General features: G+C 63.2%; 37 protein-coding genes and 1 pseudogene. 1 reads left to right on the top strand and 37 read right to left on the bottom strand.

Annotation, left to right across the window (positions count from 1 at the left end):
* Positions 1-74 precede the first annotated feature (74 nt).
* From rplO to ABD704_RS12745, 35 genes and pseudogenes are all read right to left on the bottom strand, one after another.
* Positions 75-620, bottom strand: a complete 546-nt coding sequence (rplO, locus tag ABD704_RS12915) for a 50S ribosomal protein L15 (protein WP_344700104.1) — start codon at positions 618-620, stop codon at positions 75-77.
* Positions 621-674: 54 nt separating this feature from the next.
* Positions 675-857 carry a 50S ribosomal protein L30 gene (rpmD, locus tag ABD704_RS12910; protein ID WP_344700103.1) on the bottom strand — a complete coding sequence of 61 codons (183 nt, stop codon included), beginning with the start codon at positions 855-857 and terminating at the stop codon, positions 675-677.
* A 6-nt stretch (positions 858-863) separates the two neighbouring features.
* Positions 864-1622, bottom strand: a complete 759-nt coding sequence (rpsE, locus tag ABD704_RS12905; RefSeq protein ID WP_344700102.1) for a 30S ribosomal protein S5 — start codon at positions 1620-1622, stop codon at positions 864-866.
* Entirely contained in the window at positions 1623-1976 is a 354-nt protein-coding gene (gene rplR / locus ABD704_RS12900) for a 50S ribosomal protein L18 (RefSeq protein ID WP_344700101.1), read from the bottom strand. It abuts the gene before it with no gap.
* 3 nt (positions 1977-1979) lie between these two features.
* Positions 1980-2516: a 50S ribosomal protein L6 gene (rplF, locus tag ABD704_RS12895; RefSeq protein WP_344700100.1), complete on the bottom strand. Its 537-nt coding sequence runs from the start codon at positions 2514-2516 to the stop codon at positions 1980-1982.
* Positions 2516-2911: a 30S ribosomal protein S8 gene (gene rpsH / locus ABD704_RS12890; protein WP_344700099.1), complete on the bottom strand. Its 396-nt coding sequence runs from the start codon at positions 2909-2911 to the stop codon at positions 2516-2518. The genes rplF and rpsH overlap by 1 nt, the downstream gene beginning before the upstream one ends.
* 13 nt (positions 2912-2924) lie before the next feature.
* Positions 2925-3230, bottom strand: coding sequence for a 30S ribosomal protein S14 (gene rpsN, locus ABD704_RS12885; RefSeq protein ID WP_344700098.1), 306 nt, complete (start codon positions 3228-3230; stop codon positions 2925-2927).
* Between the two features lie 32 nt (positions 3231-3262).
* On the bottom strand, positions 3263-3979 hold the full coding sequence (rplE, locus tag ABD704_RS12880; RefSeq protein ID WP_344700097.1) for a 50S ribosomal protein L5: 717 nt from the start codon (positions 3977-3979) through the stop codon (positions 3263-3265).
* A complete protein-coding gene (gene rplX, locus ABD704_RS12875) occupies positions 3972-4292 on the bottom strand; it encodes a 50S ribosomal protein L24 (protein ID WP_344700096.1) in 321 nt (106 codons plus the stop codon). Before rplX ends, rplE begins: the two co-directional genes overlap by 8 nt.
* Before the next feature lie 2 nt (positions 4293-4294).
* The gene (rplN, locus tag ABD704_RS12870; RefSeq protein ID WP_126718414.1) at positions 4295-4663 is read right to left on the bottom strand and encodes a 50S ribosomal protein L14; all 369 of its coding nucleotides are present in this window, start codon (positions 4661-4663) and stop codon (positions 4295-4297) included.
* A 170-nt stretch (positions 4664-4833) separates the two neighbouring features.
* Positions 4834-5079: pseudogene (gene rpsQ / locus ABD704_RS12865) on the bottom strand (30S ribosomal protein S17); the annotation flags it as partial.
* A gap of 13 nt (positions 5080-5092) precedes the next feature.
* Complete coding sequence (gene rpmC, locus ABD704_RS12860; protein WP_344700095.1) at positions 5093-5317, bottom strand: 50S ribosomal protein L29; 225 nt, start codon at positions 5315-5317, stop codon at positions 5093-5095.
* Position 5318: 1 nt separating this feature from the next.
* Positions 5319-5753: a 50S ribosomal protein L16 gene (rplP, locus tag ABD704_RS12855; protein WP_344700094.1), complete on the bottom strand. Its 435-nt coding sequence runs from the start codon at positions 5751-5753 to the stop codon at positions 5319-5321.
* Between the two features lie 19 nt (positions 5754-5772).
* The gene (gene rpsC, locus ABD704_RS12850) at positions 5773-6486 is read right to left on the bottom strand and encodes a 30S ribosomal protein S3 (RefSeq protein WP_344700093.1); all 714 of its coding nucleotides are present in this window, start codon (positions 6484-6486) and stop codon (positions 5773-5775) included.
* Positions 6486-6863 (bottom strand): 50S ribosomal protein L22, encoded by a 378-nt coding sequence (gene rplV / locus ABD704_RS12845; RefSeq protein WP_344700092.1) that lies wholly within the window; start codon positions 6861-6863, stop codon positions 6486-6488. The genes rpsC and rplV overlap by 1 nt, the downstream gene beginning before the upstream one ends.
* Positions 6863-7138: a 30S ribosomal protein S19 gene (gene rpsS, locus ABD704_RS12840; RefSeq protein WP_249904866.1), complete on the bottom strand. Its 276-nt coding sequence runs from the start codon at positions 7136-7138 to the stop codon at positions 6863-6865. The genes rplV and rpsS overlap by 1 nt, the downstream gene beginning before the upstream one ends.
* A gap of 3 nt (positions 7139-7141) precedes the next feature.
* Complete coding sequence (gene rplB / locus ABD704_RS12835; RefSeq protein ID WP_344700091.1) at positions 7142-7978, bottom strand: 50S ribosomal protein L2; 837 nt, start codon at positions 7976-7978, stop codon at positions 7142-7144.
* On the bottom strand, positions 7978-8301 hold the full coding sequence (locus ABD704_RS12830; RefSeq protein ID WP_344700090.1) for a 50S ribosomal protein L23: 324 nt from the start codon (positions 8299-8301) through the stop codon (positions 7978-7980). The genes rplB and ABD704_RS12830 overlap by 1 nt, the downstream gene beginning before the upstream one ends.
* On the bottom strand, positions 8294-8920 hold the full coding sequence (rplD, locus tag ABD704_RS12825) for a 50S ribosomal protein L4 (protein WP_344700089.1): 627 nt from the start codon (positions 8918-8920) through the stop codon (positions 8294-8296). The genes ABD704_RS12830 and rplD overlap by 8 nt, the downstream gene beginning before the upstream one ends.
* 1 nt (position 8921) lies before the next feature.
* Complete coding sequence (rplC, locus tag ABD704_RS12820; RefSeq protein ID WP_344700087.1) at positions 8922-9827, bottom strand: 50S ribosomal protein L3; 906 nt, start codon at positions 9825-9827, stop codon at positions 8922-8924.
* A 179-nt stretch (positions 9828-10006) separates the two neighbouring features.
* On the bottom strand, positions 10007-10318 hold the full coding sequence (gene rpsJ / locus ABD704_RS12815; protein ID WP_028969184.1) for a 30S ribosomal protein S10: 312 nt from the start codon (positions 10316-10318) through the stop codon (positions 10007-10009).
* Between the two features lie 120 nt (positions 10319-10438).
* On the bottom strand, positions 10439-11629 hold the full coding sequence (gene tuf / locus ABD704_RS12810) for an elongation factor Tu (RefSeq protein WP_344700086.1): 1191 nt from the start codon (positions 11627-11629) through the stop codon (positions 10439-10441).
* A 76-nt stretch (positions 11630-11705) separates the two neighbouring features.
* On the bottom strand, positions 11706-13796 hold the full coding sequence (fusA, locus tag ABD704_RS12805; RefSeq protein WP_344700085.1) for an elongation factor G: 2091 nt from the start codon (positions 13794-13796) through the stop codon (positions 11706-11708).
* A gap of 103 nt (positions 13797-13899) precedes the next feature.
* A complete protein-coding gene (gene rpsG / locus ABD704_RS12800; protein ID WP_344700084.1) occupies positions 13900-14370 on the bottom strand; it encodes a 30S ribosomal protein S7 in 471 nt (156 codons plus the stop codon).
* A gap of 64 nt (positions 14371-14434) precedes the next feature.
* Entirely contained in the window at positions 14435-14806 is a 372-nt protein-coding gene (gene rpsL / locus ABD704_RS12795) for a 30S ribosomal protein S12 (RefSeq protein ID WP_187541387.1), read from the bottom strand.
* A 234-nt stretch (positions 14807-15040) separates the two neighbouring features.
* Entirely contained in the window at positions 15041-15769 is a 729-nt protein-coding gene (locus ABD704_RS12790; protein ID WP_344700083.1) for a sulfotransferase-like domain-containing protein, read from the bottom strand.
* The gene (locus tag ABD704_RS12785) at positions 15766-16683 is read right to left on the bottom strand and encodes an aminotransferase class IV (protein WP_344700082.1); all 918 of its coding nucleotides are present in this window, start codon (positions 16681-16683) and stop codon (positions 15766-15768) included. The genes ABD704_RS12790 and ABD704_RS12785 overlap by 4 nt, the downstream gene beginning before the upstream one ends.
* A 35-nt stretch (positions 16684-16718) precedes the next feature.
* A complete protein-coding gene (locus tag ABD704_RS12780) occupies positions 16719-17114 on the bottom strand; it encodes a cupin domain-containing protein (RefSeq protein WP_344700081.1) in 396 nt (131 codons plus the stop codon).
* A 3-nt stretch (positions 17115-17117) separates the two neighbouring features.
* Positions 17118-17462: a DUF3140 domain-containing protein gene (locus tag ABD704_RS12775; RefSeq protein WP_344700080.1), complete on the bottom strand. Its 345-nt coding sequence runs from the start codon at positions 17460-17462 to the stop codon at positions 17118-17120.
* Positions 17463-17492: 30 nt separating this feature from the next.
* Positions 17493-18446, bottom strand: a complete 954-nt coding sequence (locus tag ABD704_RS12770) for a cation diffusion facilitator family transporter (protein WP_344700079.1) — start codon at positions 18444-18446, stop codon at positions 17493-17495.
* Positions 18443-19720, bottom strand: coding sequence for a Xaa-Pro dipeptidase (locus ABD704_RS12765; RefSeq protein ID WP_344700547.1), 1278 nt, complete (start codon positions 19718-19720; stop codon positions 18443-18445). Before ABD704_RS12765 ends, ABD704_RS12770 begins: the two co-directional genes overlap by 4 nt.
* A gap of 20 nt (positions 19721-19740) precedes the next feature.
* Complete coding sequence (gene lpdA / locus ABD704_RS12760) at positions 19741-21156, bottom strand: dihydrolipoyl dehydrogenase (RefSeq protein ID WP_344700078.1); 1416 nt, start codon at positions 21154-21156, stop codon at positions 19741-19743.
* Positions 21149-21541: an acyl-CoA thioesterase gene (locus ABD704_RS12755; RefSeq protein WP_344700077.1), complete on the bottom strand. Its 393-nt coding sequence runs from the start codon at positions 21539-21541 to the stop codon at positions 21149-21151. The genes lpdA and ABD704_RS12755 overlap by 8 nt, the downstream gene beginning before the upstream one ends.
* A gap of 4 nt (positions 21542-21545) precedes the next feature.
* Positions 21546-21758, bottom strand: a complete 213-nt coding sequence (locus tag ABD704_RS12750; RefSeq protein ID WP_344700076.1) for a hypothetical protein — start codon at positions 21756-21758, stop codon at positions 21546-21548.
* A gap of 1 nt (position 21759) precedes the next feature.
* Complete coding sequence (locus ABD704_RS12745) at positions 21760-23091, bottom strand: pyruvate dehydrogenase complex dihydrolipoamide acetyltransferase (RefSeq protein WP_344700075.1); 1332 nt, start codon at positions 23089-23091, stop codon at positions 21760-21762.
* Positions 23092-23222: 131 nt separating this feature from the next.
* Between ABD704_RS12745 and ABD704_RS12740 the strand changes: the two genes are divergently transcribed.
* Positions 23223-23687 carry a universal stress protein gene (locus tag ABD704_RS12740; protein ID WP_344700074.1) on the top strand — a complete coding sequence of 155 codons (465 nt, stop codon included), beginning with the start codon at positions 23223-23225 and terminating at the stop codon, positions 23685-23687.
* A 27-nt stretch (positions 23688-23714) separates the two neighbouring features.
* Here the strand turns inward: ABD704_RS12740 and ABD704_RS12735 are convergent, their stop codons facing one another.
* Both ABD704_RS12735 and ABD704_RS12730 read right to left on the bottom strand, forming a co-directional pair.
* Positions 23715-24314, bottom strand: coding sequence for a hypothetical protein (locus ABD704_RS12735; RefSeq protein ID WP_344700073.1), 600 nt, complete (start codon positions 24312-24314; stop codon positions 23715-23717).
* A gap of 9 nt (positions 24315-24323) precedes the next feature.
* Positions 24324-24644 carry a hypothetical protein gene (locus ABD704_RS12730; protein WP_344700072.1) on the bottom strand — a complete coding sequence of 107 codons (321 nt, stop codon included), beginning with the start codon at positions 24642-24644 and terminating at the stop codon, positions 24324-24326.
* Positions 24645-24764 lie beyond the last annotated feature (120 nt).

Raw genomic sequence — 24764 nt, 5'->3', positions numbered from 1 at the left:
AACGAACGGCGGCGGTTGGGCTGAACGCCCCCCGCCGCCGATATAGTGGCTCAACGCCGCTTGTCTAAGACCCCTTAGGCCTTCGCAGCAGCGGCCCTGTCAGCAAGCCGCGCTTCACGCACCTTGCCCTTCTTGGCAGCGGCGAGTTCGGCCGGGTCCTTGCGCTCGATCAGTTCGATCGAACCGCCAGCCTTTTCGACCGCTTCACGCGCACCCTTGGACACGCCGGCGACGTTGAGCGCCAGCTTTGCCTTGAGCTCGCCCTTGCCGAGCAGGCGGACGCCATCCTTGCCGCCGCGAGCGAGGCCAGCGGCCTTGAGCGCGTCATGGTCGAGCGTGCCCTTGATATCGAGCTTGCCGGCATCGATCGCCTTCTGCAGCGCGCCGATGTTCACCTCGGCATAGTCGCGGGCGAAGATGTTGTTGAAGCCGCGCTTCGGCAGCCGCATGTGGAGCGGCATCTGACCGCCTTCGAAGCCGGCGATGCTCACGCCCGAGCGCGACTTGGCGCCCTTCTGGCCGCGCCCGGCGGTCTTGCCTAGGCCCGAGCCGATGCCACGGCCGACGCGAACGCGCGACTGACGCGCGCCCTTGTTGTCACGAATTTCGTTCAGTTTCATGTCGTTGCACTCGCTTTCGCTTTTGTCGCGCTGCCCCTCGCGGAGCGGTGATGGTTAGGCTGCTTCTTCGACTCGAAGCAGATGCTGCACCTTGCGCACTTGGCCGAGCACTTCAGGCGTGCCCTCCACTTCCACGCTGCGGTGCAGCTTGTTCAGCCCTAGGCCGACGAGCGTCGCGCGCTGGGTCTTGTCGCGGCGGATCGGCGAACCGGTCTGCGTGATCTTGATCTTGGCCATGTCAGATTACTCCGTCACCGCTTCGGCCTGAGCCTCGGCTTCGGCGACGGTGGCGCCGCCGCGGCCGAGCAGGTCGGCAACCTTCTTGCCGCGGCGCTGGGCAACCGAGCGCGGGCTCGTTTGCTCCTTGAGCGCCTCGAAGGTCGCGCGGATCATGTTGTACGGGTTGGACGTGCCGACCGACTTGGTGACGACGTCGGCAACGCCGAGGCTTTCGAAGATCGCACGCATCGGACCACCGGCGATAATGCCGGTACCCGCCGGAGCGGTACGGACCGTCACGCGACCGGCGCCGAAGTGGCCCAGGCCGTCATGATGCAGCGTGCGGCCATCGCGCAGCGGAACGCGAATCATTGCCTTCTTCGCAGCGGCAGTCGCCTTGCTGATTGCCTCAGGAACTTCGCGAGCCTTGCCATGACCGAAGCCGGCACGGCCCTTGCCGTCGCCGACGACCACGAGCGCCGCGAAACCGAAGCGCTTGCCGCCCTTCACGGTCTTGGAGACGCGGTTGATGTGGACGAGCTTCTCGATCAGCTCTTCGCCGCCATCGTCATCCCCGCCACGGCCGCCACGGCGGTCGTCACGACGGCCACGGCCACCGCCACGATCGTTGCCGCCACGGCCACGGCCTGCGCCGCCGCCACGGCCGCCACGCGGGCCACGGTTCTGCCGCTGCTCTTCCGGTTGTGCCGGCGCAGCTTCAGCAACCACCGCGGTCTCTGCCGGGTCGGTGTTGACTTCGTTGGTCTGGTTTTCGTCAGCCATTTAAAACTCCAGTCCGCCTTCGCGGGCAGCGTCGGCGAGGGCCTTCACTCGGCCATGGAACAGGAAGCCGCCACGGTCGAAGACGACCGTCGACACGCCAGCCTTCTTGGCGCGCTCGGCGAGGGCCTTGCCCACTGCGGCCGCGCCGTCGCGGGTCGCGCCGGTCTTGCCCTTGAGATCCTTGTCCAGGGTCGAAGCCGCGGCAAGCGTGGTGCCCGCCGTATCGTCGATGACCTGCGCGTAGATGTGCCGGCCTGAGCGGTGGACCGAAAGCCGCGGCTTGCCCGAAGCACGCGCCCGAAGGGTGGTGCGAACACGGCGGCGGCGACGCTCGAAGAGAGAGAGATGAGCCATGGCTTACTTCTTCTTGCCTTCTTTGCGGAAGATATACTCGCCGCGATACTTGATGCCCTTGCCCTTGTAGGGCTCCGGCTTACGCCAACGGCGAATTTCGGCGGCGACCTGGCCGACCTGCTGGCGATCGATGCCGCTGATCTCGACCGTATTCTGGTCGGGAGTCTTCACTTCGATGCCCTCCGGAACGGGGAAGTTCACGTCGTGGCTGTAGCCGAGCTGAAGGCGCAGGTTCTTGCCCTGGGCCTGCGCGCGGTAGCCGACGCCGGTGATTTCGAGAACCTTTGTGAAGCCCTCGGTCACGCCGGTGACGAGGTTCTGCACGTTGGTACGCTGCATGCCCCACGCGGCGCGGTTGCGCTGTGCGTCGACAAGCGGCGTCACGCGGATCTCGCCATCGGCGATCTCATACTTCACGAGATCGTCGAGAAGCTGCATCGCCAGCGTGCCCTTCGGGCCCTTGACGGTCAGCGTGCCGCTCTCGACCGTGGCTGTAACACCGGCCGGAACTGCAATCGGTTTCTTGCCAATGCGAGACATTAGAACACCTCCGCCAGCACTTCGCCGCCGACGTTCTGCTCGCGCGCTTCGGCGTCCGACAGCACGCCGCGCGGGGTCGACACGATGATCGTGCCGAGGCCGTTGCGGATGCGCGGAAGCTCCTGAGCGCCCGAGTAGACGCGACGTCCGGGCTTGGACACACGGGCCAGATGCTGGATCGCTGGCTGGCCTTCGAAATACTTGAGCTCAATGCGAAGGCCTTTCTGGCCCGCAAGCTCTTCTTCCGAATAACCACGGATATAGCCTTCGCGCTGGAGGACATCGAGGACGTGCGCACGCAGCTTCGATGCCGGCGTCAGGATGGAATCCTTGCGCGCCTGCTGGCCGTTGCGGATGCGGGTGAGCAGATCACCCAAAGGATCGGTCATTGCCATTCCCAGGGCTCCCTTACCAACTCGACTTTGTCACGCCGGGGATCAGGCCTTTGTTAGCCAGTTCCCGAAGCATGATCCGCGAAAGACGGAACTTGCGATAATAAGCGCGCGAACGCCCAGTCAGCTCGCAGCGGTTGCGAATGCGCGTCGGGTTACCGTTGCGCGGAAGCTCCGCCATCTTGAGACGCGCGATCAGGCGCTCCGTCTCGTCCTTCGACTCGTCGTTCGCGATCGCCTTGAGCTTCGCATATTTGGCCGCCTGCTTTTCAGACAGCTTCTTGCGTCGCTCGTTCTTGTTGATCGAACTCAGTTTCGCCATGACTTAAGTTCTTCTCCTAAAGGGCAGACCGCTTACGCGGCCTGCCGCTGTTCCTCTGCCGGGAAGGGGAAGTTGAACAGGCGCAGCAGCTCGCGCGCCTCTTCATCCGTCTTCGCGGTGGTGGTTACGATGACGTCCATTCCCCGGACCTTGTCGATCTGATCGTAATTGATCTCGGGGAAGATGATCTGCTCCTTGAGCCCCATCGCGTAGTTGCCGCGGCCGTCGAACGACTTGGCATTCAGCCCGCGGAAATCGCGGACGCGGGGGAGCGCGATCGTCACCAGACGATCGAGGAACTCGTACATACGCTCGCGGCGGAGCGTAACCTTGCAGCCGATCGGCATGCCCTCACGCAGCTTGAACTGCGCGATCGACTTCTTGGCCTTGGTGATGACCGGCTTCTGGCCGGCAATCTGCTGCAGCTCCGCAGCGGCCGTCTCGACCTTCTTCTTGTCCTGGGTCGCTTCACCAACGCCCATGTTGATGACGATCTTGTCGAGCCTCGGCACCTCGAACTTGTTCTTGTAGCCGAACTTTTCGATCATCGCCGGGACGATGCGATCGTCGTAGTCGGTCCGAAGCCGCGGCGTGTAGCCTTCGGTCTTCGCCGCCTTCTTCGATTTCTCGGCCTTGGGCGCAGCAGCGGCCTTCTCAGCCTTGGGCGCCTTCTCGGCAGCCGCAGGTGCCGCTTCGGTCTTCTCGACCTCAGCGTTCTCGACCTGCTGTTCGTTCTTTTCGTCAGCCATTGATCAGCTCTCCGGACTTGGCCGCGACGCGGACCTTCTTGCCGTCGCGCTCCTCGAAGCGCACGCGGGTCGCCTTGCCCGTCTTCGGGTCGGCGATCGCGACGTTCGACACGTGAAGCGGCGCTTCCTTGCGCTCGATCCCGCCCTGCGGGTTCGTTTGCGACGCCTTGCGATGGCGCGCATGAACATTCACGCCCGACACCACGACCTTGTTATCCTTCGGGATCGAGCGGACGACTTCGCCCGTCTTGCCCTTGTCCTTGCCCGACAGGATGACGACCGTGTCGCCCTTGCGGATCTTCGAAGCGGCCATGATTACAGGACCTCCGGCGCAAGGCTGATGATCTTCATGTGCTTGCGCGCACGAAGCTCACGGACGACCGGGCCAAAGATACGGGTGCCGATCGGCTCCTCATTCTTGTTGACCAGCACGGCCGCATTGGAATCAAAGCGGATCACCGAACCGTCGGGACGGCGGATGTCCTTGGCGGTACGAACGATCACCGCGCGGTGAACGTCGCCCTTCTTCACGCGGCCACGCGGCGCGGCTTCCTTGACGCTGACGACGATGATGTCGCCAACGCCGGCAACGCGGCGCTTGGAGCCGCCCAGCACCTTGATGCACTGAACGCGCTTCGCACCGCTGTTGTCCGCAACGTCCAGGTTGGACTGCATCTGGATCATGGTTCGACCCTTATCCTCTCAAAAACTTCTCAGGCTTCCGCTTCGGCGACGTCGTCGGCCTTGGCCTTCTTCGACGGCTTCTTGGCGGGCTTTTCGGCCTTCTCTTCAGCCGGCTGCGAATTCTCGACCTGCGGGCTGACGGCTTCGACGTCGGCGATGTCCGACTTCTGGGCCCTGGCCACGCCAATGCGATCGACGACCGTCCACGTCTTCAGCTTCGAGATCGGAGCGCATTCTTCGATGCGAACGACCTCGCCGACGTGGAACTCATTGGCCGCGTCGTGAGCGTGGTACTTCTTCGACAGCTTGATAATCTTGCCGTACAGCGGGTGCTTCACCCGACGCTCGACACGGACCACCACCGTCTTTTCACCCTTGTCGGACACCACGGTGCCGGTGAGGACGCGCTTTGGCATTCCTATCTTCTCCTCAACCCTGCGCCGGTTCGGCGGCGCGGGCGCGCTGGTGCTGAAGCGTCTTGATGCGGGCGATGGTGCGGCGCACCTCGCGCACCCGCGACGGCTTCTCGAGCTGGTTGGTCGCCGACTGGAAGCGCAGGTTGAACTGCTCGCGCTTCAGGTCGAGCAGCTGCGTCTGCAGCTGGTCGTCGGTGGCGACGTTCAGGTCGCCCTTCTTAGCCTTCTTGGCGGCCATCTTACTTTTCCTCTCCGGCCAGAGACTCGCCCAGGCGAGCCACGACCTTCGTCTTAATCGGCAGCTTCTCCGCCGCACGCTCGAAAGCGGTCTTGGCGAGGTGGCCGGGGACGCCGTCGAGCTCGAACAGGATGCGGCCCGGCTTCACGCGAGCGACCCAGAACTCAGGCGAGCCCTTGCCCGAGCCCATGCGAACTTCGGCCGGCTTCGAGCTGACCGGAACGTCCGGGAAGATGCGGATCCACAAGCGCCCGGAGCGCTTGATGTGACGCGTGATCGCGCGGCGAGCCGCCTCGATCTGGCGCGCGGTGATCCGCTCCGGCTCCATGGCCTTGAGGCCAAAGGCGCCGAAGTTGAGCTCGGTCCCACCCTTGGCGTTGCCGTGGATGCGGCCCTTGAAGGCCTTGCGGAACTTGGTGCGCTTAGGTTGCAGCATGTCTTACTATCCTTCGCGCTTACCGGTTGCCGCGCTCTTCGCGGGCCGGACGGACGCCGGAGGTCTGAGCCTCCATCATCAGTCGGTCCTGCGCGAGCGGGTCGTGGCCGAGAATCTCGCCCTTGAAGACCCAGACCTTGACGCCGCAGACGCCGTAAGCGGTGTGCGCTTCGGCCTCGGCGTAATCGACGTTACCGCGCAGCGTGTGCAGCGGAACGCGGCCTTCGCGATACCACTCGGTGCGCGCGATCTCCGCGCCGCCCAGACGGCCGGCGCAGGTAATGCGGATGCCTTCAGCACCGAGACGCAGCGCCGACTGAACGGCACGCTTCATGGCGCGGCGGAAAGCGATGCGGCGCTCGAGCTGGTCGGCAACACCCTGCGCGACGAGCTTGGCGTCGATCTCGGGCTTGCGGATCTCGACGATGTTGAGGCTCACCTCGGAGCTCGTCATCTTGCCGAGTTCCTTCTTGAGCTTCTCGATGTCCGCGCCCTTCTTGCCGATGATGACGCCCGGACGAGCGGCATAGATCGAGATGCGACAGATCTTGGCGGGACGCTCAATCACGACCTTCGAGATGGCGGCCTGGGGCAGCTTCTCGATGATGGTGCGGCGAATCTTCAGGTCTTCGAGCAGCAGACGGCCGTAATCCTGGCCTTCCGCGAACCAGCGGCTGTCCCAGGTACGATTGATCTGCAGGCGAAGCCCGACAGGAGACGATTTCTGACCCATTACGCTTCTTCCTGCTCGCGGACGACGATGCGGACACGGCTGAACGGCTTGACGATCCGCGCCGAGCGGCCGCGGGCGCGGGTCGCAAAGCGCTTCATCGAGATCGACTTGCCGACACTCGCCTCCGACACGACGAGGGCGTCGACGTCGAGGTTGTGGTTGTTCTCGGCATTGGCGACCGCCGACGCGAGGACCTTGTAGACATCCTCGCTCATGCCCTTCGGGCTGAACTTCAGGATGTTGAGCGCTTCCTCGACCTTGCGGCCGCGGATCAGGGTCGCGACGAGGTTCAGCTTGCGCGCGGAACCACGGATCGTGTTGCCGACGGCCAGCGCTTCCTTGTCGCCCACCTTACGGGGTGCAGCCTGCTTGCCCATTAGCGCTTGCCCTTCTTGTCGGAGGCGTGGCCCGGGAAGAAGCGGGTCGGTGCAAATTCACCGAGCTTCATTCCGACCATGTCTTCGTTGACCGACACCGGCACGAACTTGCGGCCGTTGTAGACATTGAAAGTCAGGCCGACGAACTGCGGCAAGATCGTTGAGCGTCGCGACCAGGTCTTGATCGGCGCGCGGCCGCCCTTGTCCTGAGCAGCTTCCGCCTTCTTCAAAAGCGAAAGCTCGACGAACGGACCTTTCCAGATGGAACGGGCCATGGATTAACCCTTCTTCTTCGCGTGACGGCTGCGGATGATGAACTTGTCCGTCGCCTTGTTGTGACGGGTGCGAGCACCCTTGGTCGGCTTGCCCCACGGGGTAACCGGATGGCGGCCGCCCGAGGTCCGGCCTTCACCGCCGCCGTGGGGGTGGTCGACCGGGTTCTTGGCGACGCCGCGGGTCAGCGGGCGCTTGCCGAGCCAACGGGTGCGGCCGGCCTTGGCGAGCGTCTGGTTCGCGTTGTCGGGGTTCGACACCGCGCCAACCGTCGCCATGCAGTCGGAGCGCACATAGCGCTGCTCGCCTGAATTCAGCCTGACGATGACCATGCCGCGATCGCGTCCGACGACCTGCACATAGGTGCCTGCCGCGCGGGCGATCTGGCCGCCCTTGCCCGGCTTCAGCTCCACGTTGTGCACGATGGTTCCGACGGGCATCTGGCCAATTTCCATCGCATTGCCCGGCTTCACGTCGACCTTCTTGCCGGCGACAACCTTGTCACCCGGCGCAAGACGCTGCGGCGCGATGATGTAGGCCTGCTCGCCGCCCTCGTAGGTCACGAGCGCGATGAACGCCGACCGGTTAGGGTCGTACTCGAGCCGCTCAACCGTCGCAGCGACGTCCCAGGTACGGCGCTTGAAATCGATGTAGCGGTACTTCTGTTTGTGACCGCCGGCGATACCGCGCGAGGTCACATGGCCCTTGTTGTTGCGGCCACCGGTCTTGCGCTTGCCTTCGGTCAGCGCCTTGACGGGCTTGCCCTTCCACAGCGCCGACTTGTCGACCAGGATCAGGCCGCGGCGGGCCGGGGAGGTCGGCTTATATTGCTTGAGAGCCATTAGCTCCGAGCCCCTTCAGTGATGTCGATCGACTGGCCCTCGGCCAGGCGAACGATAGCCTTCTTGACGTCCGAACGTTGGTAGGGACGACCTTTCCACTTCTTGGTCTTGCCCTTGGACGTGAGCGTGTTCACACTGACGACGCTGACGCCGAACAGCGCTTCAACCGCCGCCTTGATCTCCGGCTTGGTGGCGCGCGGCGCGACCTTGAACACGACCGAGTTCGATTCCGACAGGAGCGTCGACTTCTCGGTGATGTGCGGCGCGAGCACGATATCGAAATGGCGAACCTCTGGGGCTGCCGGCTGCGGCTTCTTAGCCATTGAAACGGGCCTCCAGCTTCTCGACGGCCGCGCGGGTCAGGACCAGCGTGTCGTGCCGCATGATGTCGTAAACATTGGCGCCCATCGCCGGGAGCAGGTTGACGCTCCCGAGGTTCGACGACGCGCGGGCGAAGCCGACGTTGAGCGCGTCACCGTCGATCACCAGCGCAGTCTTGCCGAAGCCAAGCTTGCCGAGCTGATCGCGAAGGACCTTCGTCTTGCCCTCGGCGACGTCGAGGTTGTCGAGGACAACCAAGTTGCCGTCGCGAGCCTTCGACGAAAGCGCCATCTTCAGGCCGAGTGCGCGAACCTTCTTGTTGAGCGATGCGCTGAACACCCGGGCGCGCGGGCCGTGGGCCTTGCCGCCGCCGATGAAGATCGGGGCGCGACGATCGCCGTGACGAGCCGTACCGCCGCCCTTCTGGCGACCGAACTTCTTGCCGGTGCGGGCAACATCGCTGCGCTCACGAGCCGCGCGCGCCGGAGCACGACGGTTGATGAGCTGCCAGGTGACGACGCGGTGAAGGATGTCGGCGCGCGGCTCGACGGCGAAAATCTCGTCGTTGAGCTCGATGTCGCCGCCAGCCTTGGCGTCGAGGGTCTGTACCTTGACCTTCATCTTAGCTTTCCTTGCTCTCGTCGGCCGAGCCCTTGGCGTCAGACTTGGACTCTTCCGCCGGGGCTTCATTCTCTGCAGCCGCTTCGGCCTCAGCCTCGGCCGCGGCGCCGGCTTCCTGCTCAGCCGCGATCGCCGCCACTTCCTCGTCGCTCGGGAGCGCCGGGATTTCGTGGACGGCCGCATCGTCGACCAGGCCAGCGACAGGCAGTTCGGATTCGTCGATCTTCGCTTTCGTGTCGATCAGACCCGCCGGGTACGGCGCGCTCTCGTGACGCGGAAGCTTGATGGCATCCGTGACGCTCAGCCACGCGCCCTTGTGGCCCGGGACCGAGCCCTTGACGAACAGCAGGCCGCGGATCGGGTCCGTGCGGACGATCTCGAGGTTCTGCTGCGTGCGGTTACGCGCGCCCATGTGACCGGCCATCTTCTTGTTCTTGAAGACGCGGCCCGGATCCTGGCGGTTACCGGTCGAACCGTGCGATCGGTGCGAGACGGAAACGCCGTGCGTGGCGCGCAGACCGCCGAAGTTCCAGCGCTTCATGGCGCCGGCAAAGCCCTTGCCCTGCGTAACGCCGGCAACGTCGACCAGCTGACCCGGAACGAAGTGGTCCGCGCTGATGAGCGCGCCAACGTCGAGCAGCGCGTCTTCAGCGACGCGGAACTCGGCGACCCTCGCCTTGGGCTCGACTTCGACCTTGCCGAATGCAGTGCGCTGCGGCTTGGCGACGTTCTTCGACTTCGCCTTGCCCGCGCCGAGCTGGACGGCGGTGTAGCCGTCCCTATCCATTTCGCGGCGGCCGACGACCTGCAGCTCTTCCAGCTGGAGAACGGTAACCGGCACATGCCGACCGTCCGCCTGGAACAAGCGGGTCATTCCGACCTTCTTCGCGATCACGCCGGTGCGCATGATCAAATACTCCTCAACAGAGGCACACGGGGCCAATCCCCGGGTGCGTGAAGCCCATCAAATGTTTTGCGTGCCCCGCCTGGGCTAGTGCTCCCGAAGGAACGGCGGGGACGCAGCCCGGAGCTAACCTCCGGCGGTATCACCCAATTTCCGCAGACCCTTGAGCCCGCGCTGGCCGGTTAAGCCAGTTTGATCTCAACGTCCACGCCGGCAGCGAGATCGAGCTTCATCAGCGCGTCGACCGTCTGCGGCGTCGGCTGCACGATGTCGAGCAGCCGCTTGTAGGTCCTCACCTCGAACTGCTCGCGCGACTTCTTGTCAACGTGCGGCGAACGGTTGACGGTGAACTTCTCGATGCGCGTCGGAAGGGGAATGGGACCGCGAATGAGAGCACCCGTGCGGCGAGCCGTATCGGCGATGTCGCCAGTCGCCTGGTCAAGCACTCGATGATCGAAAGCCTTCAGACGAATCCGGATATTCTGCGTTTCCATGTCCCTACCGATGCGAAAGAGCCTGCGTGCCGAAGCCGAAGCGGCGGCCCGCTAACAATACCAAAACTAAAAAGCGAACCGCGCGACCCTGATCCAGAATCGCGCGGTTGGCGCCCTATATTACTTAGAGATCGTTCCGACAACCCCTGCACCGACGGTGCGGCCGCCTTCGCGAATTGCGAAGCGGAGACCCGGGTCCATGGCGATCGGAGCGATGAGCTTCACGCCCAGGCTGACGTTGTCGCCCGGCATGACCATCTCGGTGCCCTCGGGGAGAACAACCTCTCCGGTGACGTCTGTCGTACGGAAGTAGAACTGCGGACGATAGTTGGCGAAGAACGGCGTGTGACGGCCACCCTCGTCCTTCGACAGCACGTAGACCTCAGCCTGGAAGTCGGTGTGCGGCGTGATCGAGCCCGGCTTGCAGAGCACTTGGCCCCGCTCGACGTCCTCGCGACCAACACCACGAAGCAACGCACCGATGTTGTCGCCGGCCTGGCCCTGATCGAGCAGCTTGCGGAACATCTCGACGCCCGTGACGACCGTCTTCTGGGTGTCGCGGATGCCGACGATCTCGACTTCCTCGCCGACCTTGATGATGCCGGTTTCGACGCGGCCGGTGACGACCGTGCCGCGGCCCGAGATCGAGAACACGTCTTCGATCGGCATCAGGAACGGCTTGTCGAGCGGACGCTCCGGTTGCGGGATCCAGTCGTCCACGGCCTTCATCAGCTCCATGATCTTCTCTTCGCCAATGTTGGCGTCGCGATCCTCGAGAACCGCCAGCGCCGAACCGGAGACGATCGGAATGTTGTCACCGTCGAAGCCGCGCTTCGAAAGCTCCTCGCGGATTTCCAGCTCGACGAGCTCGAGCAGCTCGGGATCGTCAACCTGGTCGACCTTGTTGAGGAAGACGACCATGGTCGGAACGCCGACCTGTGCCGCGAGAAGGATGTGCTCCTTGGTCTGCGGCATCGGGCCGTCAGCTGCGGACACGACCAAGATCGCGCCATCCATCTGGGCGGCACCGGTGATCATGTTCTTCACATAGTCGGCGTGACCCGGGCAATCGACGTGCGCGTAGTGACGCTTCTCGGTCTCATACTCGACGTGAGCGGTCGAGATGGTGATGCCGCGCTCGCGCTCTTCCGGCGCCTTGTCGATGTTGGCAAAGTCGACGGCTTCACCGCCGCCGTGCTTAGCCAGCACCTTGGTGATCGCAGCAGTCAGCGACGTCTTGCCATGGTCGACGTGACCGATGGTGCCGATGTTGCAGTGCGGCTTGTTCCGCTCGAATTTAGCCTTCGCCATTTTACGCCTCTTCTAATTAAAGGAATTCGGGCGGCCCGCCCTTATCGCGGACGCGCCCTTAGCTACAATTTTGCGCTTACGCTAGCTTCGCCTTCACCTCGTCGGCGACGTTCTTCGGTACCTCATCATAGTGCGAGAACTGCATCGTGTACTGCGCGCGCCCCTGAGTGAACGAACGCAGCTGGTTCACGTAGCCGAACATGTTGGCGAGCGGCACCGTCGCTTCGATCGCATTGGCATTGCCCCGGCTATCCTGACCCTGAACCTGGCCACGACGGCTGAGAAGATCGCCGATGACGTCGCCGACATAATCTTCCGGCGTCACAACCTCGACCTTCATGATCGGCTCAAGCAGCTTGATGCCTGCCTTCTGCGCCGCTTCGCGCATCGCGCCACGTGCACAGATTTCGAACGCGAGCGCCGACGAGTCGACATCGTGATACTTACCGTCGACCAGGTGCACTTCGAAATCAATGATCGGGAAGCCGATCAGTGAACCCGTTTCGGCGGTTTCGCGCAGCCCCTTCTCGACCGACGGAATATATTCCTTCGGAACGTTGCCGCCCTTGATCTCGTCGAAGAACTGGAAACCCGATCCGCGTTCTCCGGGGATCACGCTGATCTTGATTTCGCCGAACTGGCCCGAGCCACCCGATTGCTTCTTGTGAGTGTAGGTCAGATCGACCGGCTTCGCGAGATACTCGCGATAGGCGACCTGCGGCGCGCCGACATTGGCCTCGACCTTGAACTCGCGCTTCATGCGGTCGACGAGAATCTCGAGGTGGAGCTCGCCCATCCCCTTGATGATCGTCTGACCCGATTCATGGTCGCTTGTCACTCGGAACGACGGATCTTCGCGCGCAAGACGGTTAAGCGCGATGCCCATCTTTTCCTGGTCGGCCTTGGTCTTCGGTTCGACCGCGACCTCGATGACCGGATCGGGGAACTCCATCCGCTCCAGAATGATCGGCGCATTGGCGGCGCACAACGTGTCACCGGTCGTGGTGTCCTTAAGGCCGGCCAGCGCAACGATGTCACCCGCGTAGGCGACCTGGATGTCTTCACGGTCGTTGGCATGCATCAGCAGCATGCGGCCAACCTTTTCCTTCTTGTCCTTGACCGAATTCGTGACCTGCGACGCAGTCTCGAGCTTGCCCGAGTAGATTCGCGCGAATGTCAGCGTACCGACGAACGGGTCGTTCATGATCTTGAACGCGAGAGCTGAGAACGGCGCATCGTCGGACGGCGCGCGCGTGTCGGTCTCTTCCGTATCCGGCTTGATGCCCTCGACCGGCGGAATGTCGAGCGGGCTCGGCAGATAGTCGACGACCGCGTCGAGAAGGGGCTGAACGCCCTTGTTCTTGAACGCCGAGCCGCACAGCACCGGCACGAACGAGAAGTTCAGCGTTCCCTTGCGGATCAGCTTCTTCAGCGTTGCGGTGTCAGGCTCCTTGCCTTCGAGATAGGCTTCCATGACGCTGTCGTCCTGTTCGACGGCCATCTCGATCAGCTCCTGGCGGGCCGTCGCGGCAGCGTCCGCAAGCTCCGCCGGAATTTCCTGATATTCGAATTTCGCGCCCAAGCTCTCGTCGAGCCAGATGATCGCGCGGTTCTCGACGAGGTCGACTAGGCCCTTGAACTGGCTCTCGAGTCCGATCGGGAGATAAAGAACCGCCGGGCGAGCGCCCAGGCGATCCTTGATCATGCCCACGCACATGTCGAAGTTCGCACCCGTGCGGTCGAGCTTGTTGACGAAGCACATCCGCGGAACGCGATACTTCTCGGCCTGCCGCCACACGGTCTCAGACTGCGGCTCAACGCCGGCAACGCCGTCGAAACAGGCGACCGCGCCGTCGAGCACGCGCAGCGAGCGCTCGACCTCGATGGTGAAGTCGACGTGGCCCGGCGTATCGATGATGTTGATCCGGTGCTCAGGTCCGTCGCCCGCCGACCAAAAACAGGTCGTCGCGGCGGACGTGATCGTGATCCCGCGCTCTTGCTCTTGCTCCATCCAGTCCATCGTGGCGGTGCCCTCGTGGACTTCGCCGATCTTGTAGGACTTGCCGGTGTAATAAAGGATGCGCTCGGTCGTCGTCGTCTTGCCGGCGTCGATGTGCGCCATGATGCCGATGTTACGATAGCGTTCGAGCGGATGGCTGCGGGCCATTTCACAAATTCCTTAGCGATGTAGGAGGCCGGCGGATCCGGCTCTCCCAGATATAGGTACGATATCTACCAGCGCCAACCGGCGGCCGTGGCCGCCGGGATGACTACCAACGATAGTGGCTGAATGCGCGATTGGCCTCGGCCATGCGGTGCGTATCTTCGCGCTTCTTCACGGCATTGCCGCGGTTCTGCGACGCGTCCATCAACTCGCCCGACAGGCGGCCCGACATGGTCTTCTCAGAACGCGAACGCGCTGCCGAGATCAGCCAGCGGATGGCAAGCGCCTGGGCGCGCTCCGGGCGGACTTCGACCGGCACCTGGTAGGTCGCACCGCCGACACGGCGGCTGCGGACCTCGATGCCCGGCTTCACGTTGTTGAGCGCATCATGGAAAACGCCGATTGGCTCGCGCTTCAGGCGGGTTTCGACGGTTTCAAGGGCGCCATAGACGATGCCTTCGGCAACCGACTTCTTACCGTCCAACATGACGCTGTTCATGAACTTCGACAGGACGATGTCCCCGAACTTCGGATCGGGAAGGATTTCGCGCTTCTCCGGGCGACGACGACGAGACATTGGATAATTCCTTTCTCTTCAGCCTGATCCGGGACTTCAAACTGCCCGGGGCTTACTCTCGTGATTACTTAGGACGCTTCGCGCCGTACTTGGAACGCGACTGGCGACGATCCTTGACGCCCTGCGTGTCGAGCACGCCGCGAAGGACGTGGTAGCGGACGCCCGGAAGGTCGCGCACACGGCCGCCGCGGATCAGCACGACGCTGTGCTCCTGCAGGTTGTGGCCCTCGCCGGGGATATAGCTGATCACTTCGCGCTGGTTGGTCAGGCGAACCTTGGCCACCTTGCGGAGCGCCGAGTTCGGCTTCTTCGGGGTCGTCGTGTAGACGCGGGTGCAAACGCCGCGCTTCTGCGGGTTCTGCTCCATCGCAGGGACCTTCGACTTGGCCTTCTGCGGATCGCGACCCTTACGGATCAGCTGGTTAATCGTTGGCATGAAGCCCTTCACCTTTCGTTGCCGGCATTCCCGGCGGTTACTTTGCCCAAAGCAAAAAGCGTGAAGTCCTGGCAGCCTGATGCCACCCGGTCTCCACGTCTTCGAGCAATGTTCAGCTCTGTCCGGCGCCAAGCGAACAGGATTCGTCTCGCGCGGACGGCGGCCACATAGCGGTGAGGCACGCGAGGGTCAACCAGCGGCGACCCTCGGAAACGACGCACGCCGGAAAGCAGGTCATGCCTTAATTCGATGGCTAGCCAATCGCTCATAGTAAGGCCTGCATTGATCAGCGACACGCTTCGCATCGGGTGGCAAGTCGCTCGCTTCCTTCTCTGGAGCGCCAAAGCCGGTGCTGTCCTCAACCGCCGCGTACCAGTGCGGCGCCCAGGGACCGTCCGTTTCGCGTCGACCCCTATGCCACTCTAGCATAGCCGAGTCCCAAACGATGCCCAGCGCCACGCACAGCTTCGACAGAACGGCAGCTGGATCGCCAAGCACGTCATTGGCATCGACCACTGGCGGCGCGTGGCCGAGGCGGTCAGCCTCGCGCTCAAAGAATTCGGCCTGCCGTTCGAGCCCGAAATCCTCGAACACCGCACACTGGCGTTTGCGGAGGTAGGACGCGATCATCCGCTCCGGCTCGCGGATCAGGAAGGCGTGGAAAAAGCCGGCGAAATCCTCGTATCCGACCGGCCCGACCATGTGGTGCCACATGTGCTTTTGGTACCAGACGGGCGCACCGTCGGGGGCGTCGCCGCTGAGCGTGCGGATAACGCTGCTCCAGTCGCAATCCATCTCCTCGACGATCTCGTTGCGCATCGGATGGTCAGCGCCACTGTCCTTGAGGAAGCAGCCGTAGAATGGCTCGTCGGTGACGAAGGTGTCGGAGCGGCTGCCGAAGCTGCGCATCATCGCGGTGGAGAGGTTTCGCGGCCCCGACCACATCGCGATCCGTTTGGTCACGGACGCGGCTGCTCCGCAGCGTCGCGTTCAACCCGTTCGGCATATAGCTTTTGCAAGCGCTCGACCATCGGGCCGCGGCATTCGAGTTGGCGGCCATCCACCTCGCGCACCGGGACAATGCCAGCGAACGTGCCGGTGACGAAGGCTTCATCCGCGCCGTAGACGTCGGTCAGAGAAAAATCGTTCTCGATCGCCGGGATGCCGGCGTCGCGCGCGACTTCCAGCGCCAGTCCACGCGTGATCCCGCCGAGGCAATATTTGCCGCTGGACGTCCACACCTCACCCTTGCGGACGATGAAGAAGTGCGTGGAGTTACAGGTGGCGACGAAGCCGTGCGGGTCCAACATTAGCGCTTCGTCAGCGCCCGCCTGCGTAGCCTGCACCGAGGCGAGGATGCAATTGAGCTTCGAATGCGAGTTGATCTTCTGGTCCTGCACGGCGGGATCGCCGCGCCGGACATGAACGGTGAAGAGCTTAAGCCCGCGCTCGTAAACCGCAGGATCGGGCTCCTTGTATTCTGGGATGATGACGATCGTCGCTGGCGTCACCACGACGCGCGGGTCCTGATAGGGGGTCGAACGCACGCCGCGCGTGACCATCAGGCGGACGTGGACGCCCTCGTCCATGCCGTTTGCGTCGATGGTCTCGTAGAGCCGCCGCGTCAGCTGCTCGCGGCCAAGGCCGACATCCATCGCGATTGCCTTCGCGCCTTCGAACAGGCGATCGAGATGGCGGTCGAGGAAGCCCAGCCTGCCGCGGTGCAGCCGCAGCCCCTCCCACACGCCATCGCCAAGCATGAAGCCGCTGTCGAAGACCGAGACGACGGCCTCCGCGCGCGGTTTCATCTCGCCATTGATGTTGATCAGGATCGACGCGTTCCGCCGGTCGGAAACGTCGTGCATCGACTTTGCCATGCGCGGAGCGTGCAGCGCCCCAGCGCCCTTTTCAACTATTCGGTGGTTTTGCCGTCCCACTCTTCATGCGCGGCTTCTGCTTCGGCCTTGGTTTTCTTGACGAGGCCGTCGAGATGCTCGGGCGGACCGTAGATCGTATAGAGCCGCAGCGGCTCGTCGCCGATATTCCGGACATTGTGCCTCGCCCCAGCCGGCACGATCACGCCGAAATCCTCTTCGACGCGATTTTCGGCGCCGTCGATCACCACCACGCCGGTGCCTTGCTCAAAGCGAAAGAACTGGTCGCGATCCTCGTGGACCTCCTCGCCGATCTCCTCGCCCGGCTTCAGCGTCATGAGGACGAGTTGCAGGTTATGGCCGGTGTAGAGAACGTGGCGAAAATCGTCGTTCGCCACGGTCAGCTTCTCGATATTGTCGCAATAGCCCTTCACGGCTCAATCCTCCTTTAAGGGGTCGTGACCCCAGTTCATCAGGCTGTACCGCCAGCGCGACGTCGCGATGTTGTGCGGCCTTTGCGCTGAATGGCGGCGTACATAGCCGACCACCTTGCGCATATGCGCATAATCGTCCGTCGTTAGGTCATCCGTATTCTTGCGGAGGATGCGAACGATCTTGCGCCCACTCGCGTGCCCGACGCTCTCGCGCGCCGACCCGTCCTCGCCTTTGTAGCCGACCGCGAGGCTTTCCTCGGTTTTGAGCCATCTTTCGATCTCGGCGGGGCCCATGTTCACCGCGTCATCGAAGTCCTTGCGAACCTTGTCCTTGTCGAGCGCTGCCATGCCTCTGAAATGCGTCGGCGCCGGCGAAGTTCAACATGGCTCAAAGGCCGTGCTGCCCTGCTCCAGCTGCCGCGCCGCGCCCTGCATCGGACGGACGAACAGGCGCTTTACCTGCGGCCAACGCTCGCGCGCATGTCGCTCAATGTGGCAAACGATATGCTCCACCTGCCCCGCGAGCATGGAATTATCGAAGTCGACATTCATCATGACCGTGATCTGATCTGGCGCCGAATGGACGGTGAGTATGAAGCCGACGCCCACCACCCCGGGCTGCTGGTGCGCAAGCTCGCGGATCGAGCTGACCAGTACCGGGTCGGCGGCCTCGCCGATCAGCAAGCCCTTGGATTCGTGGGCGAGAAGCATCGCCGTCAGGCCGAGAATAATGCCAATGACGATGGAGGCGGCGCCGTCGTACATCGGGTTTCCCGTCACCTGTGACAGCATAAGCCCGATCGCCGCCGCGATGATGCCGGCCATTGCTGCCCCGTTCTCCAGAAGCACGATGAAGGACGGCGGGTCCTTCGAGTGGCGAACGGCCTGAAACCAGCTGAGGTCGCCCTTCGCGGCCTTGAATTCCTGAAACGCCTCCAGCGTAGACCAACCTTCCAGCAGGAAGGCGACGACCAACACAGCGTAAGCGATGTAAGGCGACACCGCCTTTTCCGGATGCTGGATGTGAATGATGCCTTCGTACACCGACACGCCGGCACCCAGCGAGAAGACCAGCACCGCGACGACAAAGCTCCAGAAATAGAGTTCGCGCCCGTAGCCGAAGGGGTGAAGCTTATCGGCCGGCTTTCGCGACTGCCTTCGCCCCCACATCAGCAGCAGCTGATTGGTGGAATCGACGACGCTGTGCACGCCCTCCGTGAGCATCGCTGACGAGCCGGTGATCGCCGCCGCTACGAATTTCGCTGCCGCAATGCCGAGGTTCGCGACCAGCGCGACAACGAGCGTTCGCGTACTGGCGGTCGGCGCACTCATTTGGTGATCGCCTGGCCTTTCACGACCCTGCCGGCCTTGATGACGATATCGACATGTTCGAGCGCGGTGACGTCGCGCAGCGGATCGCCGCGTACCGCGATGAGGTCGCCGTAGCGGCCGGGCTCAATAATTCCGACGTCATTGCGCGCCAACGCCTCGGACGCGCTCAAGGTCGCAGCCCGGATCGCCTGGATCGGCGTCATGCCCCATTGCACCATCTTCGCAAACTGCTTGGCATTGTCGCCATGCGGATAGACGCCCGCGTCGGTGCCGAAGAGCATCTTCACGCCGGCCCGCGTCGCGCGCTGGAATGTCTGGCGCTGCTTCAGGCCGATCGCCTTCTCCTTGTCGAGGCTCTCTTGCTCCGTTCCGTTCGCGGTGCCAGTCGCGAGGATGTAGTCATCGTTATAGATATCCATGTCGAACCAGGTGCCGTGCTGCTTAGCGAGCTGGATCGTGGCGTCGCTGGCGAGGCTCGCATGCTCGATCGTGTCGATGCCTGCGAGGATCGCATCATGAATCCCCTCGTCGCCATGGGCATGCGCGGCGACCTTCATGTGCAGCATGTGCGCCTCGTCGGCGATGGCCTTCATCTCTTCGGTGCTGAGCTGCTGCGCACCGACTTCGTCGCCGAGCGAAAAGACGCCGCCCGTCGCGCAAATCTTGATGACCTGCGCACCATATTTCCGCAGCCAGCGCACTTTCGAGCGGGCTTCATCCGGCCCATTGACGACCGACGGGCCCTTCTTGTCATAGGAAGGGGGGAGGCCATTGTCGTCGCAGTGGCCCCCGGTCGCGCCAATAGCGTAGGTTGCCGGTACGATCCGTGGGCCCTGAATCCAGCCGCCATCGATCGCCTGCTCAAGCGCGACGTCGTCAAAGTTGGACGAGCCGACATTGCGCACGGTCGTGAAGCCCGCGTTGAGCGTCTTCACGGCATTGGCGACGCCGACCGCCGTCCAAAAGTTGTCGGTGTATTTCAGCCCCTGATAACCCCCGATTTCGGCAAGCGAGGTCAGGTGGACGTGCATGTCGATCAGCCCGGGGAGCAGGGTCTCGCCCGGCAAATCATATTGCTTCGTTCCCGCCGGCACCTGAATCGAGGCCAGCTTGCCAACCTGCTGAATCTTGCCGTCGTCTCCAATGACGATCGCCGGGTTCGGGACATATTGCCCGGTCCGCACATCAAGCATGCGGTCGGCAGTCACTACCGTGACGGCACCGGCAGGCAAGGTGAAAGAAAGCGCCGCCGCAGCAGCGATGAGTTGGCGCATCATTCCCCGTATGCCCCCGATCAAATGTGGATCACGCGCCCGAACGCGGCGAGTACGCTCTCGTGCATCATCTCCGAAAGTGTCGGGTGCGGGAAGACCGTCTGGATGAAGTCTGTCTCCACCAACTCCGCCGTCTTTCCGACGGTATAGCCCTGGATCAGCTCAGTGACCTCGGCGCCGATCATGTGCGCGCCAAGTAGCTCGCCGGTCTTGGCGTCGAACACCGTCTTCACGAAACCCTCGACTTCGCCGAGCGCGATGGCCTTGCCATTGCCGATGGCGGGAAACTTGCCGACCTTCACCTCGTAACCGGCTTCCTTGGCCTTGGCCTCGGTGAGGCCGACGCTCGCCACCTGCGGGCGGCAATAAGTGCAGCCCGGGATATTCTTCGGGTCGGTCGCGTGCGGGTGGACGTCCTTATTGCCAAGCTCCTGCGCGATCGCTTCGGCGGCAGTCACGCCCTCATGACTCGCCTTGTGCGCAAGCCAGGGCGGCGCGGTCACGTCGCCGATCGCCCAGACGCCCGGCACGTTGGTGCGGCACATCGGGTCGGTGTCGATGTGACCCTTGGTGGTTTTCACGCCGAGCGCCTCGAGGCCAATATTCTCGGTGTTTGGCACGATCCCGACGGCGACGATGCAATGGCTGAACCGCTGCTCAGCCGTTTTGCCGTCGCTGGTCTTTATCTTCGCCGCGACGCCTTTCGTGTCAGCGGTCAGGCTTTCTACCCCGGCGCCAGTAAGGATCGTCAGTCCCTGTTTCTGCAAGCTCTTGGCGAGCTGCGCACTGACCTCCGCATCCTCGACCGGAACCACGCGGTCGAGCATTTCGACGACGGTAACCTTGGCGCCGAGGTCGGCATAAAAGCTCGCGAATTCGATCCCAATCGCGCCGGAACCGATGACGAGGAGCTCGGTCGGCATTTCGGCCGGCGTCATCGCGTGGCGATAGGTCCAGATCTTCTTTCCGTCGGCCTTGGCGAACGGCAGGTCGCGCGCCCGCGCGCCGGTCGCGACGATGATATGCTTGGCGGCCAGTTCCGTCGCCTTGCCGTCCGCGCCGGCGACGCTGAGCTTGCCTTTCCCGGTCAGCTTGCCCTCGCCCATCACCACCGTGATCTTGTTCTTCTTCATCAAGTGCGTGACGCCCTGATTGAGCTGCTTCGCCACCGCGCGACTGCGCGCGACGACCTTGGCAAGGTCGAAAGACGGCTTCTCATTGCTGAGTCCATAAGCGTCGGCGTGCTGCATGTAGTGGAAGACTTCGGCCGTGCGCAGCAGTGCCTTGGTCGGGATGCAGCCCCAGTTGAGGCAAATGCCGCCGAGGTTTTCACGTTCAACGATCGCGGTCTTCAACCCCAGCTGCGCCGCGCGGATCGCGGCGACATAACCGCCAGGTCCCGACCCAAGAACGATGACGTCGTAATTGTCAGCCATTGCTTTCACTCTCTTCCGCGAACGCCCGCGGCTTTCCTTGTTCGTCGAGCGCGACGAAGGTGAACTCGCCTTCAGCCACGATCTTTTCCGTTTCGCCGTCCCGCTCCCGCGCGATTGCCTCGGCCTTCAAACGCAGCGACGTGCGGCCCTGCTTCAGCAGGTCGACAAAGACGCTGAGCTCATCGCCGACCGCCATCGAGCCCGGGAACTTGATGGCGTCCGCCGCCACCAGCAACGCCTTGCCGCGCGTCCGACGAGACACGAATGACCCGCAGGCAAGGCCCATCTGGCCCATCAGCCATCCGCCAAACACGCCGCCGTACGGATTGGTATCGGCCGGCATTGCGGTCACGCGGATTACGGGAATGCGGTCGGCGAGGCTCACCAGATCAGCGGCTGTGCCAGTTGAACGCCATGCGAAGCGCGAACGCCGCGCCGAGCCACAATGGAATCGAGAACAGCAGTCCGGGCGACCCCTTGTCCGGCTGAATGGTGCCCCAGCCCGCCCAGCTGTCCGTCCACACGCCCTCGCCGCCGTTCATGCCCGTCGGCAGCACGACGGCCAGGATCGCGCCAAGCAGTAGGGCCGTGATCCATTTCATCTCAGGCGAGCATCCCGATCGGGTTCTCGACCAGACGCTTGAATGCCTGCATCATTTTGGCGCCGTCGGCTCCGTCGATCGCGCGATGGTCGAAGCTGCCTGTCGCCGACATCACAGTCGCGATCTGCAGGCTGTCGTTGACGACACAGGGTCGCTTCTCGCCCGCGCCGATGGCCATGATCATCCCCTGCGGCGGGTTGATGACCGCTTCGAACTGTTTGATGCCGTACATGCCCATGTTCGACAGGCTCGCGGTGCCGCCCTGATATTCCTGCGGCTGCAACTTGCCGTCGCGGGCGCGAGCGGCAAGGTCCTTCATTTCCGAAGAAATGGCCGACACGCTCTTGGTGTTGGCGCCGACAATGATGGGCGTGATCAGGCCGGCAGGGATCGACACGGCAACGGAGACGTCAGCCCGGCTGTATTTGAGCAACTGATCGCCAGCGAAGCTCACATTGCATTCCGGCACCTCGATCAGCGACTGGGCGAGCGCCTTGATGAGAAGATCGTTGACGCTGAGCTTCACGCCCCGGCTCTCAAGGCCCGCATTGAGTTCGCCGCGAAGCTTGAGGAGCGCGTCGAGCTGAATGTCGACGGTGAGGTAAATGTGCGGGATCTGCTGTTTCGATTCCGTTAGGCGCCGCGCGATCGTCTTGCGAATGTTCGACAGCTTGATCGCTTCGTGCGGAATCGCCTGCTCGATCGGCCCCGGGAGGACCGCATGACCGCCAGGTGCCGCCACCGCGGCCGGAGCCGCCGAAGGGGCGCCCGCCGGGGCCACCGCGGGAGCTTTGCCGACCGCCGCGTCGATGTCCGCGCGGACGATGCGCCCGCCCGGCCCGCTACCCTGCAATGACGAAAGATCGATATTCTGTGCCTGCGCCAGCCGGCGCGCGAGCGGGGAGGCCTTCAGCCGGTCGCCGGTCTGCGCAGTCGCCGGAGCGCTCGGTGCCGGCGGCGTCTCAACGGGTGCCTGAGCAGGCGGCGCCTTCGGAGTCGCGTCGGCCTTGGGTTCAGGTGCAGCCGTTGGAGCGGGTGGCGCCGATGTGTCGGGTTTCGGCGCAGCGCTGGCAGCGGACGATGCATCTTCGCCTTCGCCCGCAAGGATCGCGATCGGCGCACCGACCTTCACGCCATCCGTCCCTTCCGGAACGAGGATTTTGGCGATCTTGCCTTCGTCGACGGCCTCGAACTCCATCGTCGCCTTGTCGGTCTCGATCTCTGCAAGGATGTCGCCCGACTTCACGTCGTCGCCTTCCTTCACCAGCCACTTGGCAAGCGTGCCCTCCTCCATGGTGGGGGAAAGCGCGGGCATCTTGAGTTCGATGGGCATGTGCTTGCGTCCTGAAAGGCTTGGGCGGCTCAAAGCCAATGCGGCGGGCGCGGTCAAGCCTGCGCCGAAACCCTAGTCGATGACTTGCACTTCATCGCGCATTGCCGCAGCACAGTCCACGCATGGGGGAAATGCAGCCCAAACGCACTTATCTCGTCGTAGTCGACGACAGCGACGAAGCGCGCGTTGCGCTCCGTTTCGCGGCCCGGCGCGCGGCCAAGACCAATGGCGCGATCGAAGTGCTGGGAATCGTCGAGCCTCAGGATTTCGTACAGTTCGGCGGCGTTCAGGCGGCGATCGAGGAAGAGCAGAAACTTCGCATCGAGGGCGTCGTCAGCTCCGCAATCGGCGAAATCCTCGACGAATCCGGGATCGAGGCGAACATCATCGTACAGCAGGGCGAGCCGGTGAAAACCGTTCGCGACTATATCGGCGACCGCGCCGAAGTTGCGGCGTTAGTCCTTGGAGCGGCGCCCAGCGGCAATCCCGGACCTTTGGTTGCGAACTTTTGCGGCAATGATGCGGGGCGCCTGCCCTGCCCGGTAATGTTAATTCCGGGATCGCTAAGCGACGAGCGGCTCGAACAGCTGAGCTAGGTCAGCCGTTTGCGCCTAGGAGAACATCTATTTCGGTGTCGCCGGCGATAGTGGACCTTGCTGTTGCGATGTGTCTGCCGAAGCCGGGATCGGGGTCGTGCTTGCGGTCGGCACTTGCGACGTTGCCGCCGTAACGTGCGCGGGTCCTGCCATGGCCTGGCGAACGAATATTTCCTTCTCGAGCCTTTCAAATGCGCTTTGATAGACGGCTGCGTCTGTGATGGGCTCCTCGTCAGAGGAGGACATGCCGTACATCATGCTCTTCGCCTTCGTGAGAACGAAGTTTAGGCGCACCCGCGATCCGGCGCCGCGATCTTCTACGAAGACGGAAACGACTGGCGTCTTCTTTGAGCGTCCAAATCCAACGAACGGCACCCAGGTGGTATGCGAGTTCGTGGAAGCACTTCCGGTGATCAGGCCAGTATCCTTGTCGGCCGTAGTAATCCGATATCCGGAATCCTGAAGAATCGTCATTGCTGCAGGAAACGTCACCGACTTAGGCGCTTCGTAGTCACGAGCCTGCATCTGTTGCAGTTCAAGCGCACTCATCTCAGGCTTCTTACGCGCGACGGCTGCCGAGCCAGAAATCATGGACAGCGCCAACGTTACAGCGACGATCTTACGCATACGAACCCCCTAGAAAGAACTGCTACGAGACTTGAAATCTACAACTCGCTTGTCCGGTCCGAATTTGATGATCAGAGTCATCGACCGGCTGCTCTGCTCGCTCCTCGATTTTCGAGTTCCGAAACCCAGCCCGGCCCCGCCAGCCACGTCGCCGCCGCCGGCTCCGACGAGCATGCCAATCGAAAAGCCGGAGCTCTTGTCGTAGCTGACTGTGGCAAACCGATCGTAGACCCAGACTTCATTTCCTTCGCCGTCCAAGGTTGAAACGTTCGGACCGCCGAAGGTTTCGAGGACCTGGTATTGGGTCGTAGCCCCAACCTTGAGCGTCATCTGAACCATGCCTTGCGTCAGCATATTCGCTGAGGCCGGCGGTTCGCTGCAAATTGCTGGTGACGCGATAAGCGAGGCGGCAATGGCCGCAATGTACGCAACTCGTTTCATACTGACCCC

The organism is Sphingomonas limnosediminicola, assembly GCF_039537965.1.
In the GTDB taxonomy this organism is placed as follows: Bacteria; Pseudomonadota; Alphaproteobacteria; order Sphingomonadales; family Sphingomonadaceae; genus Sphingomicrobium; species Sphingomicrobium limnosediminicola.
The sequence above is the reverse complement of the archived record's forward strand: the minus strand, read 5'-3'. Positions and strand labels throughout refer to the sequence as shown.